Consider the following 12,658-nt stretch of genomic DNA (forward strand, 5'->3'; position numbering starts at 1 on the left):
ATCCGGCCCTCAGGGTATCGGGTTCCCACATTCATCCGCACATGTGCGGATGAATGTGGGAGGTGTTCGGATAAAGTCGATAATCAAGGCCCAATGACTAGTCGATTAGGAGTATCATCGTCTGCGCAAATAAGCACGAAAGAGCATGTTAGAGATTGAGAGCGCATGGCTGACACCGTATCTAAGCACATTGACATGACCACCGGATCGCTGTGGCGCAATATCCCCCTGTTCGCCTTCCCCGTGGCCGCCACGAGCATCTTGGAGCAGCTGTCGAACCTCATCGCCACGGTCATCATCGGTAACTTCTCGGGCGACCAGGGAACCCTCGCCATGGCGGCGGTCGGCTCCAATGTTCCGCTTACCAGCCTTATGCTCAACCTGTTTATTGGCATGTCGCTTGGCTCCAACGTGGTCATCGCCAACGCTATCGGCCGCAACGACCAAAACATGGTCAAACGCGCCGTCCATACCTCGATTTTAATGGCGCTCGTGGGTTTTGTCGTCATTGCCCTGGGCGAGATCTTTGCCGAGCCCATGCTCGCCGCACTCAACGTTCCCGCCGAAACCATGCCGCTCGCTTCGCTCTACCTTCGCGTCTTTTTGCTCAGCATGCCCTCGATCTTGCTTTACAACTTTGAGGCCGCGATCTTCCGCTCCGTCGGCATCACCCGCATGCCGCTGCAGGCGCTTGCCGTGTCCACCGTCCTCAACATTGGCCTGGACCTCATCTTTGTCCCCGTACTCCACTGGGGCGTCGCGGGCGTCGCCATCGCCACCGCCATCGCCTACACCGTCAGCGCCGCTACGCTCTTTATCCGCCTGCTCAAGACCGACTCCGTCGTCCACGTCACCCCACGCGACCTGGCTATCGACCCCGTCGCCCTCAAGCGCATCGTCAAGATCGGACTGCCCGCCGGCATCCAAAGCGCCGTCTTTGCCGTCGCCAATATCATCATCCAGTCCGCCATCAACAGCCTGGGCACCGAGGTCATGGCCGCCTCGAGCGCTGCCATGAGCCTGGAGTACGTGTGCTACAACCTGCTCAACAGCTTTAGCCAGGCTTGCACCACCTTTGTGGGACAAAACCACGGTGCCCGCCAGATCGACCGCTGCACCAAAACGCTCAAGGTCTGCCTGGTCGAAGGCGGTATCGTCGCGCTCACCACGATTATCGTTATTGTCGGCCTGGGGCGCGAGATCTTGTCGCTGTTCAACAGCGATCCCAACATCGTCTCGATCGGCTATATCCGCGTGTGCTCGATCTTCCCGGCGTACGCCTTTAGCATGTTCTACGAAAACATGTCCGGCTACCTGCGCGGCTTTGGTATCTCGCTCACGCCCGCCCTCATCACCATGATCTGCGTCTGCGGCATCCGCTTCTATTGGGTGTTCTGCGTGTTCCCGCATTTCCGCACCTTTGCGAACATTATGATGGTCTACCCCATCAGCCTGGGCACCACGGCGTTCTTTATGGTCGTGGCGGTGCTACTTTGCCACCCGGCACGCACCTATCGCGCCACCCAAGCCAGAGCGACAGCCCGCTAAACACCGCACTCAACGTCACGCCAGTCATTAATTGACAATATGCGAGCTCATATAGTCGATAAAGTGCCTCGTGGCGATGGGCATGGTGTCCCAGCTGCGCCAGGCGGCCACCACGTCGCGCGAAGGGGCATGCACGATGGGCCGCACACGAATATCGGCTCGCATGCCCTCCACAGTACGACGGTAGAGCATGCTCACGCCTAGGCCCTCCTCCACCATCGCCATAATGGTGTAGTCGTCGGTCACTTCACTCGTCACGCGCGGCGACAGGCCATGCGCCGCGAATGCATCGAGCACCAGGCTCTGCTCGCCCTCATCCAGCAGCACAAACGGCTCGGACGCCAAATCGGCGAGCGTCACCTTTTCCTTTGCCGTCAGCGGATGCCCGACAGGCAACAGCGCCACCAACTCGTCGTGATAGACCACGCGCTTCTCGAGCCCTGCGGTAAAACCGCGTGCCGTAAAGCAAAAATCAACCACGCCATCGTGCACCCACTGGGCGTTGCGTGTGTAATCACCCTGCTTGAGGGTAAAGCGTACGCCCGGGTGCAGCGCCCCAAAGTCGCGGATCACACGCGGCAACACGGTTCGACTCACGTTGGTAAACGTCGCGATGCGAATATCGGTCGACGAAAGGCCCAGCAGCTCCCGGCGCTTGGCCTCGAGCTCGGCCTCGGCAGTCACGATCTGGCGCAGGTACGGCAAATATTGTTTACCGTCGCGCGTAAGCGAAACGCCCTGCTTACCGCGCTCGATAAGCGTGGTGCCCAGCTCGCGCTCGAGCGCTTTGACGGCCTGGCTCACCGCACTTTGCGTATAGCCCAACTCGTCGGCCGCGCCCTTAAGACTGCCGCGATCGACCACCATACAAACAATCTGATACCGCGATGCCATCGTGCCTCCACATCAATGCAGCCGTAAAACGTTTTGCCAGGGCTTTTCCTACCGACATTAGCGTTTCTTAATCATACTGAAGATACATTCGCTTTACTACATCTACATCTGGGAGCAGAATCCTTTTTACGAAACCGTTCTGTAACAACAAGGAGTCCCATGGACCGCAAAAAAGCAATCGCGCTCTCATTTTCCGTTCCCGTCGCATGGGGCTTTTCGTACCCCCTCATGAAGATCGGCATGGACAGCATGAACGCCACGAGCATCGTTGCGCTGCGCTGCATCATCGCCTTCGCGGCCTGCCTGCTGCTCTTCCACAAGCGCGCGTTCCGTATCAACCGCGACCTTATGGTCCGTGCCGCCATCATCGGCGCCATCATGGCAACCGAGCTCACCTGTATGTGCCTGGGCTCCAGCCTCACCTCTGCCTCCACTGCCGGCTTTTTGCAGAGCCTGACGGTCGTGATCGTGCCGTTTGCCAACGCCGCCCTGCTGCGCCGCGCCCCCGAGCGCAAAGTGCTCGTCGGCACCGCCATCGTCACCTGCGGTATGTTGCTGCTCTCGGGCGCCGACTTCACCAGCCTGAACCCGGGCGCGCTCATCATGCTGCTCTCCGCTTTTGTCTATGCCGGCCATATCATTGTGGCGAAGCGCTTTGTCGAAGAAGTCGATCCGCTGTCCCTGGGCGTTTGGCAGCTGGGCTTTGGCGGCCTGTTCTCGGGCATTGCCGCATGCGTCTTTGGCGGTTTCGCACTTCCCAGTACGCCCAGCGAGATCGTGGTTGTTGTCGCGCTCGCACTCATTTGCTCTGCCTACGGCTTTATCACCCAGACGCTCGTGCAGCCCCACGTGCCCGCCGAGACCACCGGCTTCGCCTTCTCGCTCGAGCCGGTCTGCTCCGCTGTCTTCTCGTTCTTCTTGGTCGGCGAGGTCCTGAGCCCCATCGCCTTCCTGGGTGCAGCTCTCATCCTCACCGGCGTCATGGCGGCAACCGTCGAGTTTCCGCGACTTCATGCGCATGCTCACGACCACGCCCACATGACAGGAACGCCCGAGCGAGCCTTGTAAGCGCCTCACCTTTTGTGGCCCCAACACAAAGGTCTCCGGACGCCTTTACAATAGATGCCAACAGAGCATCTGCCATAAAGGAGCCCCATGGACACCGCAACTCGCGACCGCAACATAGCAACTTGGTTGGGCGATGCGCCGCAGCCGGTACGTGACACTACGAACCAGCTGCTCGAGCGCATCGCCCTTTTGCGTGCCGAGCAGACCATCTACCCGGCACAAGACGACATCCTCAATGCCCTCGCCTATACGCCGGCCGACCAGGTCAAGGTTGTCATCCTGGGTCAAGACCCCTATCACGGGCCCAACCAGGCCATGGGGCTGTCGTTCTCGGTCCCTGCGACGCAAACCAAGTTGCCGCCGAGCCTGCGCAACATCTATAAGGAGCTCAAAGCCGATCTGGGTTGCCCCATTCCCGCCACGGGAGACCTAACCCCATGGGCACAACAGGGCGTCCTGCTCCTCAACACCACGCTCACCGTGCGCGAGCATGCCGCGAACTCGCACGCCAAGCTGGGCTGGAGCACGCTCACCGACTACGTTATCGAACGCTGCTGCCAGCTGCCCCAGCCGATAGTCTTTTTGGCATGGGGCCGCTTTGCCCAGCAGATGGTCGAAGGCAAGCTCGCCGCGACCGGCGCGGGCAAGGCGACCGGCAAGTTCTGCCTGGCCTCCACGCACCCCTCACCGCTTTCGGCTAACCGTGCCACGGCAGAACTCCCCACCTTTATGGGGTCGCGCCCCTTCTCGGCAGCCAATCGGCTACTCGAACAGCACGGCTCGACCCCCGTCAACTGGACTTGCCTCGGCTAAAAATCGATACATCAAAAACGCGCCCGACGGCAATCTTGCCATCGGGCGCGTTTTGTTACTCGGGCCAGATAAACTGGGTGCGGCCGGCCTCGCCACCATCGATCAGCAGACTCTGTCCGGTCATAAACCGGTTGGTCACGCCCACAAAGTAGATCCACTCGGCGATTTCTTGGGCGGTGGCCCAGCGTTTAAGCGGCGTGAGCTCCATAATCTGGTTCCACAGGTGTTCGTCTTCCATCACGCAACGGTTGAGCGGCGTGATAACGCCACCCGGGTCCACACTGTTGGCGATGGCCTGCGGTGCCAGGCGGTTTGCAAGGTTCTTGGTGTAGGCGATAACGCCGCCCTTGCTGGCAGCATAGGCGGGAAACTCCGATCCCGTATGTCCGCTCGCCGACCCCACATTGACCACGGATTCGATAGCCGGCGCCGGCTTGGCGGCAAGCCCCTCCCCCACAAAGGCGTAGCGCTCGGTCACGTTGATGGTGCCACACAGGTTGGCGGCGATGTCGTCAGCCGAATCCTGCACACCGGCAACGTTCACGATTACCTGGGGTTCAAGGTCGTCCGGAAACGCGTCCGGCTTGCGGACATCAACGATCAGATGGCGGTAGCGCTCGCGTTCGATCGCCGCCGGCAGCAGATCAAAGCCCACGACCTCGTGGCCCTCGTCCAAAAAGCGCTGCACGCACGCGGCCCCGATACCACCCGAAGCGCCCGTGATCAAAACCCGCATACTTGCTCCTTAGGCGGTTGCGTGGCGCTCGAGGTACTCGGCGCCCACGTTCTCGCGCTCCCAGCCGCGCACGACCTTGTAGCCCACGGGGCTCAGGAAAACCTCGCACAGCAGCTCGGCAACAGCGCCGGTCAGCGAGCACATGAGGACCTGCACCCAGGTCCAACCAAAGAACGTGTGGCTCACCACAATGGCAAAGACCAGGTTGTCGATAAACTGGCCAACACCCGTGGACACATAGGAACGGAAGGCAAAGCTCGCAAAGTTATTCTTTTTGAGCATACGGCCGAGCGACTGGTTGAGCGTGGAGTTAACCACGGCAGAAACGAGCATTGCCAGCGAAGAGCCCAGCACCACGTACCAGGTGCCGCCGATGGTGGCGTTAAGGGCGGTGTTGACCTCGATCATACCCGTGTCGTAGTAAGCGCCCCACATGCCGGGCGTGAGCGAGCATGCCCAAAAGCACAGGCTCACGGCAAGGTTGACCAGCAGCGCGAGGATAGAAATTTTGATGGATGCCTTGGCGCCAAAGCGCTTGCAGATCATGTCCTGGCACAAAAACGAGACCCAGCTCACCACAAAGCCGCAATCGAGTGCCAGATACGGCAGGCTGATAAGCTCTTTGTTGGCCAGCAGGTTCATCATGATGACGCTCACGAAAAACAGCGAAACCGTTGCCGCGGGAATGCTCCGCAACAGGACCTTGTAGTCCTCCATGACCTTCTTGATCATTATGTACTCCTTTGGTTTTAGGTTTAACGAGCAGGATATCGGACCCGAACTGCTCGGACGCCCCGGTCTTGAGACGACGGTGGGTATGATAGCCGCTCACACGGCATCAGGCAAGCAAACGGCGCGGCAGCCCCGCAGGGCCACCGCGCCGATGCGTTAAAAGGCTACGTTGCCAAACTCCGACAGGATAAGGTCGGGGTTGTGGTCGGTTGCCCAATCCACGTTCCACGGGCTCGTGAACAGCAGCAGCTTGCCGCCGCGCATGTCCTCGACGCGCAGCGTGTCGCGCGTGAGCGAAAGGCCCGGGATATCGATGGTATCGGGGTCGTTCTGGATCCAGCGAATGTCCGTATAGGGCAGCGGCTGGCGACGAACTTCAACACGGTACTCGGCCTTGAGACGGCGCTCGAGCACCTCAAACTGCAGCACGCCGACCACGCCCACGATGACGCTCTCCATGCCGGCGCCCAGCTCGCGGAAGATCTGGATGGCGCCCTCCTGGGCAAGCTCCTCCATGCCCTTGACGAACTGCTTGCGCTTGAGCGTGTCGACCTGCGTAATGCGAGCGAACATCTCGGGGGCAAACGTCGGGATCTGCGGATACTGCACGTGGCGCTTGCCGGAGCACACGGTGTCGCCGATGCTAAAGATACCCGGATCGAACAGGCCCACGATATCGCCCGCGTACGCCTCGTCCACGATGGCGCGGTCATCGGCCATCATCGACGTGCCCGTAGCAAGCTTGAGCTTGCGGTTGCCCTGCATGTGGAAGGCATCCATGCCGCGCTCGAACTTGCCCGAGCAAATGCGCACAAAGGCGATGCGGTCGCGGTGGTTCTTGTCCATGTTGGCCTGGATCTTAAACACAAAGCCGCTAAAGTCGTCGCGGCAGGGATCGACCGGCTCGCTGGTGAGCGTATCGGTATAGGCGCGCGGCGTCGGGGCCAGACGCAGAAACTCCTTGAGGAAGGGCTCCACGCCAAAGTTGGTGAGCGCCGAGCCAAAGAACGCCGGGCTCAGCTTGCCGCAGGCCACGGCATCCAAGTCGAGCTCGTCGCCGGCGCCATCGAGCAGCTCGATATCGTCCATCAGGTTCTTATGGTTTTCCTCGCCAATGAGCTCATCCATGGAAGGATCGCCCAGCTCGGCCTCGACCTCGACGACCTTCTTGGTGGCGTTGGCGTGGCCGTCGCCCTCAAAGGCAATGACGCGACGAGTCTGACGATCGAACACGCCACGGAAGTTGCGGCCGCTGCCGATCGGCCAGTTCATAGGATACGTATTGATGCCCAGGACGTTCTCGATCTCTTCCATGAGCTCAAACGGATCGCGAGCCTCGTGGTCGAGCTTGTTCACAAAGGTGAAGATGGGAATATGGCGCAGCGTACAGACCTTAAAGAGCTTTTTGGTCTGGGCCTCGACGCCCTTGGCACCGTCGATGACCATGACAGCGGCGTCGGCGGCCATAAGGGTACGGTAGGTATCCTCCGAGAAGTCCTGGTGACCGGGTGTATCGAGGATGTTGACGCAGGCGCCGTTGTAGGTGAATTGCAGCACCGAAGAGGTAACGGAGATACCACGCTCCTTCTCGATGTCCATCCAGTCCGAGACGGCATGCTTGGCCGAGCTCTTGCCCTTGACCGAGCCGGCGGTCTGAATGCTGCCGGTATAGAGCAGCAGCTTCTCAGTCAGTGTGGTCTTACCGGCGTCCGGGTGGCTGATGATCGCGAATGTGCGGCGCGACGAGATTTCATCCGACAGGCTTGCCATGCGGATCCTTTCTTGCATTGAGTGCATTACGTCGTTGTAACCGCACTATTGTAGCCGTGAAATGCTGCAACAGAGCACCTATCAGGACAAATTCATCAGTTGGGGTCTGGGTAGCAGTCGATGGCGGCACTCCGCAGCAGTTTGTCTCAATCTGTAACATCTAGACGGGTTTTGAACCTCTACCTGTTACAGATCGAGACAAACGGATGGGCGTCCCAGAAAGATCTCGATCTGTAACATCTAGCCACTCAAAACGGGTCCATCTGTTACAGATTGAGATATAAGGATAGACGGGTGACCAATGTCTCGATCTATAACATCTAGCAGCCAAAATCTTCTCCAGTTGTTACAGATTGAGACAACCAGGTGGGGCCCGCCAGTAAAATCTCAATCTGTAACAGGTGGCCGTCCAAATCGGTTCCAGATGTTACAGATTGAGATGAATGAACGGGCGGACAATCCCTACTTACCTCTTGCGTAACTGTGCATAGTGTATATATACTGTGCTTACCGGTTATATACACGTGTAGCCCAACAGCTAAGGAGCCGCTGTGGACATCATCCTATCCAATTCGAGCGACAAGCCCATCTACGAGCAGATAGCCTCGCAAGTCAAAGCTCAGATCCTATCGGGCGCACTCGCTGCGGGAGCCAAACTCCCCAGTATCCGTGCGCTTGCCAGCGACCTGAGTGTGAGCGTTATCACCACCAAGCGCGCCTACGCCGACTTGGAGCAGCTCGGGTTTATCTGCACCGTGCAGGGCAAGGGGTGCTTTGTCGCTGAGGGCAACCAAGAACTCTTACGCGAAAGCCAGCTCTGCCATATCGAAGAGCTACTTGCAAAAGCGGCGAGCCAAGCCGAAACCCTGGGCGTCACACGCGACAAGCTGCACGAAATGCTTGACCTGGTAGCTCCCGAAACCATGCAGTAGCCATCTGCAAGAAAGGCTATACCATGCAAAACTTGTTAGAACTCAAAGGTGTCTCACGCCGCGTGAGCGAACGTTTTTCGCTGCGTGATGTCACGCTCGCCGTGGAGCCCGGCCAGATTGTTGGCTTTGTGGGCGCTAACGGTGCCGGCAAGACAACGACCATTCGCGCCGCGCTCGGGCTTATCAAGCTCGATGCCGGCGAGGTGCGCCTGTTTGGGCAGCGCTGTGGCACCGACGCGCCCGATGAGACACAGCGCTGCCTGCGCTCCCGCGTCGGTCTCGTCCTGGACACATGCCCCTTCCCTTCAACGCTCAAGGTGGGCCAAATCGAGGCACTCGTAGGCCAGGCGTACCCCACGTGGGACCGCAAAACGTTTGCCGGATTCATCGACCGATTTGACCTCGATCCCAAGACAAAGGTCAAGGACCTCTCCCGCGGCATGGGCATGAAACTGCAGCTTGCCTGTGCACTCAGCCATAATGCCAAGCTACTCCTTTTGGACGAAGCCACCGCGGGCCTCGATCCCATGGCGCGCGAGGAACTGCTCGATGAGCTGCTTGCTTTTGTCGCCGACGGCCAGCACAGCGTGCTGCTCTCGAGCCACATTACGTCCGACCTCGATCACGCCGCCGACCGCGTCATCTGCATCGATAACGGCTCGATTGTGTTTGACCTGCCGCGCGAGGACATTACCGACCGAGCCGGCATCGCCCACTGCACCCAAGCTCAGGCCGCCGAGCTTATGGCTTGCGTCGAAGGTGCCCATGCCGCCCGCCACGCCTACAGCGTGGACGTGCTCGTGCCCAACCGTCGCGAAACGCTCGAGGCCTTTCCCGAGATTCCCTGCGATCGGGCAACCATTGACGACTATCTTCGCCTCACGCTGAAAGGGGCTTCGAAATGAAACGCGCCTTTATGTCCGAGCTCGCCATCGCTCGCACGCTCATCCCGAGCATTGCGGGCGTCGGCCTGTTCATCTTCGTCGTGCTAACCCTTGCCAACGCATCGGACGGCGATTCCGGTATGAGCGCCGGCGCCTGCGCGGTCAGCGCCATGTCGCCCATCATAATCATGAACTCACTGGCTGGCTACGATAACCAAAACGGCTGGGAGCGCTATCGGGCAACGCTGCCGTTCTCGCGCAAAGACATCATCTGCGCACGCTACCTGTGCATTATTGCTTTCTCGGCCGTCATGGCATGCACCGCCGTGCTTTTGAACATCATCGCCCTTCCGTTCTTCGATCACACGGGCATTCCCTCGACGGGACAGACCGTCTTTGAGATCACAATAGCCTCCGCCGCATCGATGCTCATCTCCCTCATGATGGTGTTTTTGGCACAGCCGCTGTTCTTTCGATTTGGACACATGGAGGCGCTGCGCCTTTCCGTCGGCCTGTTTGCCCTGATGGGCTGCGGTACCATGGCGATGCTGAGCTCTTCCAACCCCATTAGCAACTGGCTCATGTCGATTGCCGGAGCGAATCCCGATCCTGCCGTTCTTGGCTGCCTGTGTGCAGGCATCGCCGCGCTTGCCCTCGCGCTATGTGTAATCAGCTGCGCTGTCAGCATCAAGGTTTATCGAGCACGCGATCTGTAACCACGCGAGTCTCAATCCGCGAAGGACGCGATTGCCCCCCTCCCCGCAAATCCGTGGCAAAGGGCATGTCCCCGGCGTGCGCCACTGTACTACTTGCGCAGCGGCTTGGGCAGTGGAATGCCGGCGGCGATGACGGCCGCGATGATCATGCAGACGATACCCTTGAGTGGGAAGCACATGAGCAGCAGGCCCACGACCATGACCGGCTGACGCATGACCGCACCCATCGTCGATGCCGTGCAGACGGCGACGCAAAAGACCGGATCTGCGCCGGTGAGGATGGCAAGGCCATAGCCCAGGCTTACGCCCGAGAAGATAACCGGGAAGAAGTGACCGCCGCGCCAACCAAGGTTGATGAGGGCGGGCGTCAGCATGGCCTTAACAAGACCGGTCGCGATAAGCACGCCAGCGGGAATGGTCAGATAGGTTTCCATGAGCACGTCGGCCTGGGTCTCGCCGGCAAACATGGTATAGGGCAGGACCGTGCCACAGATGGCGAGTGCCAAACCGGCCAGCATGGCCTTGACGACAGGACGCTCCCCTATTGCGTGGGACAGTGCCTCGCTTGCATGCTCAGAGACAAAGTACAACCAACCGCAGACGGTGCCGATCAACGACAGAGGGACGAGCCAGGTAAGCTCTAGGTTGCCCACCTCGGCGGACTCGAACCTGGGCATGCCCATGCCGCCGCCCACAAGCTGTCCAAGCAGCAGGTAGGTGCCCAGACCGCCAGCAATCGCAATGCCGTAGACCACCGTCTTTTGCGCCTTGGGCAGCTTGATGGTGATCTCGCCGGACGCGGACTCATCGTCGGCGTCTTCACCCTGGCCGTCGGTGCTACCGGCAAGCGGCGCCACAAAGCCAAAGACGGGCGCGGTAAAGAGCGCCGTCAGGGCAGCCTGGGTGCCCAGCAACGTGAGCTCCCTAAACTCGGCGCCAAAGCGACGCATGCGGTCGCCGACCCAGCTGCACAGACCGGCGATAACGCCGGTCAGGCCGGCCTCCGGTCCAATGCTTCCGCCAAACAGCAGCGGCAGCAATGCCGCGAGCGAAAGCTTGCCCAGGTTGTCGTACGGGTAGCGCCCGTCTTGCTTAACCTTAGCCATCACCTGGTTGAGGTCATCGGTCTTGGTGCCCGTCGTCTTTTCGTACAGACCGATCAGCAGGCCGCCCAGCAGGCAGACAAAAAACGGGTACGGCAGAAAGCCAAACGGGCCGCTGGCAAGCTCGGGCGAAGCGACGCCCAGCGCGTGCGGAATCTCGGTCCATAGATAGTCGATACCGTGCTCCATCGCAAAAAAGAACAGCCAGACTGCGGCACCCGCGAGTGCACCGGTCACGGCAACGCTGACCAAAAACAGCGCTCGGTTCGTGGGTTTGGCAAGGTTATCCATCGGGTCCTCCCGCGGTCAAAGTCGACATAGATACGTTTTATTGTAGAGCGAGCGTTACCCGAACGAGCCAACCACCTGCGCCGCAAACGGCACCATTGGGAGCCATAGTGGGGCAGGCTCAAGACTTATCCGTTGATAATCGAGGCAATCTCGCGCAAATCGTCGGCAAAGTAGATGCCGTGCTGACGCCTCGGGCTCGAAAGCCCCTTATCAATCATGTGCCCGAGCAACGCCTTGAGGTCGTTGTAGTAACCGTCCAGGTTATACAGGATGCACGGAGAGCTCAGGTGCCCCAACGACACCGCGGACATGACCTCGGCAATCTCCTCGAGCGTGCCCGTGCCGCCCGGAAATGCGATGAACGCATCGCCGAGCTCGATCATCTTGGCTTTGCGCTCGGCCATGTCGCTCGTCACGATAAGGTCGTCGATTCCGTCGTGTTGAAACTCTGCCTCGATAAAAAAGCTCGGCTCCACACCCGTCACATGTCCGCCTGCCTCGAGTACGCTATCGGCGAGCGCGCCCATCAGTCCCGATTTGGACCCGCCGTATACGAGCGCGTGTCCGTTGGCGCCAATCCAATTGCCCAGCTCCTGCACCGCGGGCAGAAACGCCGGGTCGTTGCCGACGCTCGCGCCCAGGTACGCCGTGATGTTCATATGCAATCCCCCTCGTCGTGACGCGCGGCACCCGTTCTATCGTTGCCGGCGACGGTATTCGCGCACGCGGCGCGACAAATCGGCGAGCTCATCGCGGTCGAGTTCTTCCAAATGCTCAAGATCGTCCATAAAGCGCGCCATGGTGTCCTTTTGGCGCAGTTTAATGAGCGTATTGCAGTAGTTCACCGCCACGCCCGTAAGCATGGCGATATAGAAGATACTGATGACGCTTAGGATAACGGTAATGCCGCGGGCAACCGGCGTTTCAGCGGGGATATCGCCAAAGCCGATCGTCGAGACCGTCTCAAAGCTAAACCAGAGACCATCGCCAAACGTGAGGGTCGTGGGCTCGGACAGCCAGACAGCCGTCGAGCAAAGCAGATAGAAAATAAGAAACAGGCCCGTGATGCGTGCAAAGCCAGCCTGTCGCAGCACATCGGCAAGCGTCCTGAGCTTTTTCATCGCACCCCCTCCTTTTGTGCCGGCAGAAAGGGACTGTCCCCAACTGCCGG

The 12,658-nt window shown here is 59.7% G+C and carries 13 protein-coding genes; 6 read left to right on the forward strand and 7 right to left on the reverse strand.

Annotated elements, in window-relative coordinates; all coding sequences use genetic code 11:
• Positions 1–165 precede the first annotated feature (165 nt).
• On the forward strand, positions 166–1,548 hold the full coding sequence (locus FGQ67_RS08890; RefSeq protein ID WP_138341475.1) for an MATE family efflux transporter: 1,383 nt from the start codon (positions 166–168) through the stop codon (positions 1,546–1,548).
• Between the two features lie 27 nt (positions 1,549–1,575).
• Here the strand turns inward: FGQ67_RS08890 and FGQ67_RS08895 are convergent, their stop codons facing one another.
• Positions 1,576–2,442, reverse strand: coding sequence for a LysR family transcriptional regulator (locus tag FGQ67_RS08895; RefSeq protein WP_138341477.1), 867 nt, complete (start codon positions 2,440–2,442; stop codon positions 1,576–1,578).
• 159 nt (positions 2,443–2,601) lie between these two features.
• On the opposite strand from FGQ67_RS08895, the gene FGQ67_RS08900 reads away from it, so the two are divergent.
• Both FGQ67_RS08900 and FGQ67_RS08905 read left to right on the forward strand, forming a co-directional pair.
• Positions 2,602–3,510, forward strand: a complete 909-nt coding sequence (locus FGQ67_RS08900) for a DMT family transporter (protein ID WP_138341479.1) — start codon at positions 2,602–2,604, stop codon at positions 3,508–3,510.
• 87 nt (positions 3,511–3,597) lie between these two features.
• Positions 3,598–4,323, forward strand: a complete 726-nt coding sequence (locus FGQ67_RS08905; RefSeq protein ID WP_138341481.1) for a uracil-DNA glycosylase — start codon at positions 3,598–3,600, stop codon at positions 4,321–4,323.
• Positions 4,324–4,378: 55 nt separating this feature from the next.
• Here the strand turns inward: FGQ67_RS08905 and FGQ67_RS08910 are convergent, their stop codons facing one another.
• The 3 genes from FGQ67_RS08910 to FGQ67_RS08920 form a co-directional block, all read right to left on the reverse strand.
• Positions 4,379–5,059, reverse strand: a complete 681-nt coding sequence (locus tag FGQ67_RS08910; RefSeq protein ID WP_138341483.1) for an SDR family NAD(P)-dependent oxidoreductase — start codon at positions 5,057–5,059, stop codon at positions 4,379–4,381.
• Between the two features lie 9 nt (positions 5,060–5,068).
• A complete protein-coding gene (locus FGQ67_RS08915) occupies positions 5,069–5,791 on the reverse strand; it encodes a VUT family protein (protein ID WP_226812554.1) in 723 nt (240 codons plus the stop codon).
• A 156-nt stretch (positions 5,792–5,947) separates the two neighbouring features.
• Positions 5,948–7,561, reverse strand: a complete 1,614-nt coding sequence (locus FGQ67_RS08920; RefSeq protein WP_138341485.1) for a peptide chain release factor 3 — start codon at positions 7,559–7,561, stop codon at positions 5,948–5,950.
• Positions 7,562–8,112: 551 nt separating this feature from the next.
• On the opposite strand from FGQ67_RS08920, the gene FGQ67_RS08925 reads away from it, so the two are divergent.
• From FGQ67_RS08925 to FGQ67_RS08935, 3 genes are read left to right on the forward strand one after another with little or no spacing between them, the layout of a single operon-like run.
• Positions 8,113–8,493 carry a GntR family transcriptional regulator gene (locus tag FGQ67_RS08925; RefSeq protein WP_138341487.1) on the forward strand — a complete coding sequence of 127 codons (381 nt, stop codon included), beginning with the start codon at positions 8,113–8,115 and terminating at the stop codon, positions 8,491–8,493.
• Between the two features lie 23 nt (positions 8,494–8,516).
• Entirely contained in the window at positions 8,517–9,398 is an 882-nt protein-coding gene (locus FGQ67_RS08930) for an ABC transporter ATP-binding protein (RefSeq protein ID WP_138341489.1), read from the forward strand.
• Positions 9,395–10,093 (forward strand): ABC-2 transporter permease, encoded by a 699-nt coding sequence (locus FGQ67_RS08935; protein WP_138341491.1) that lies wholly within the window; start codon positions 9,395–9,397, stop codon positions 10,091–10,093. Before FGQ67_RS08930 ends, FGQ67_RS08935 begins: the two co-directional genes overlap by 4 nt.
• 89 nt (positions 10,094–10,182) lie before the next feature.
• Here FGQ67_RS08935 and FGQ67_RS08940 read toward each other — a convergent pair whose 3' ends face one another.
• From FGQ67_RS08940 to FGQ67_RS08950, 3 genes are all read right to left on the reverse strand, one after another.
• Positions 10,183–11,487: a chloride channel protein gene (locus FGQ67_RS08940; protein ID WP_138341493.1), complete on the reverse strand. Its 1,305-nt coding sequence runs from the start codon at positions 11,485–11,487 to the stop codon at positions 10,183–10,185.
• A gap of 125 nt (positions 11,488–11,612) precedes the next feature.
• Positions 11,613–12,146 (reverse strand): LOG family protein, encoded by a 534-nt coding sequence (locus FGQ67_RS08945; RefSeq protein ID WP_138341495.1) that lies wholly within the window; start codon positions 12,144–12,146, stop codon positions 11,613–11,615.
• Between the two features lie 36 nt (positions 12,147–12,182).
• A complete protein-coding gene (locus FGQ67_RS08950) occupies positions 12,183–12,608 on the reverse strand; it encodes a potassium channel family protein (RefSeq protein WP_138341497.1) in 426 nt (141 codons plus the stop codon).
• Positions 12,609–12,658: the final 50 nt, after the last annotated feature.

The sequence above is a fragment of the Collinsella aerofaciens genome (assembly GCF_005845035.1).
GTDB classification, from domain to species: Bacteria; Actinomycetota; Coriobacteriia; order Coriobacteriales; family Coriobacteriaceae; genus Collinsella; species Collinsella aerofaciens_I.

Coding starts and splice junctions, on each gene's coding strand:
- FGQ67_RS08890 (WP_138341475.1), top strand. CDS start 166: ATGGCTGACACCGTATCTAAGCACATTGACATGACCACCGGATCGCTG.
- FGQ67_RS08915 (WP_226812554.1), bottom strand. CDS start 5,791: ATGATCAAGAAGGTCATGGAGGACTACAAGGTCCTGTTGCGGAGCATT.
- FGQ67_RS08910 (WP_138341483.1), bottom strand. CDS start 5,059: ATGCGGGTTTTGATCACGGGCGCTTCGGGTGGTATCGGGGCCGCGTGC.
- FGQ67_RS08945 (WP_138341495.1), bottom strand. CDS start 12,146: ATGAACATCACGGCGTACCTGGGCGCGAGCGTCGGCAACGACCCGGCG.
- FGQ67_RS08935 (WP_138341491.1), top strand. CDS start 9,395: ATGAAACGCGCCTTTATGTCCGAGCTCGCCATCGCTCGCACGCTCATC.
- FGQ67_RS08930 (WP_138341489.1), top strand. CDS start 8,517: ATGCAAAACTTGTTAGAACTCAAAGGTGTCTCACGCCGCGTGAGCGAA.
- FGQ67_RS08920 (WP_138341485.1), bottom strand. CDS start 7,561: ATGGCAAGCCTGTCGGATGAAATCTCGTCGCGCCGCACATTCGCGATC.
- FGQ67_RS08895 (WP_138341477.1), bottom strand. CDS start 2,442: ATGGCATCGCGGTATCAGATTGTTTGTATGGTGGTCGATCGCGGCAGT.
- FGQ67_RS08900 (WP_138341479.1), top strand. CDS start 2,602: ATGGACCGCAAAAAAGCAATCGCGCTCTCATTTTCCGTTCCCGTCGCA.
- FGQ67_RS08905 (WP_138341481.1), top strand. CDS start 3,598: ATGGACACCGCAACTCGCGACCGCAACATAGCAACTTGGTTGGGCGAT.
- FGQ67_RS08950 (WP_138341497.1), bottom strand. CDS start 12,608: ATGAAAAAGCTCAGGACGCTTGCCGATGTGCTGCGACAGGCTGGCTTT.
- FGQ67_RS08940 (WP_138341493.1), bottom strand. CDS start 11,487: ATGGATAACCTTGCCAAACCCACGAACCGAGCGCTGTTTTTGGTCAGC.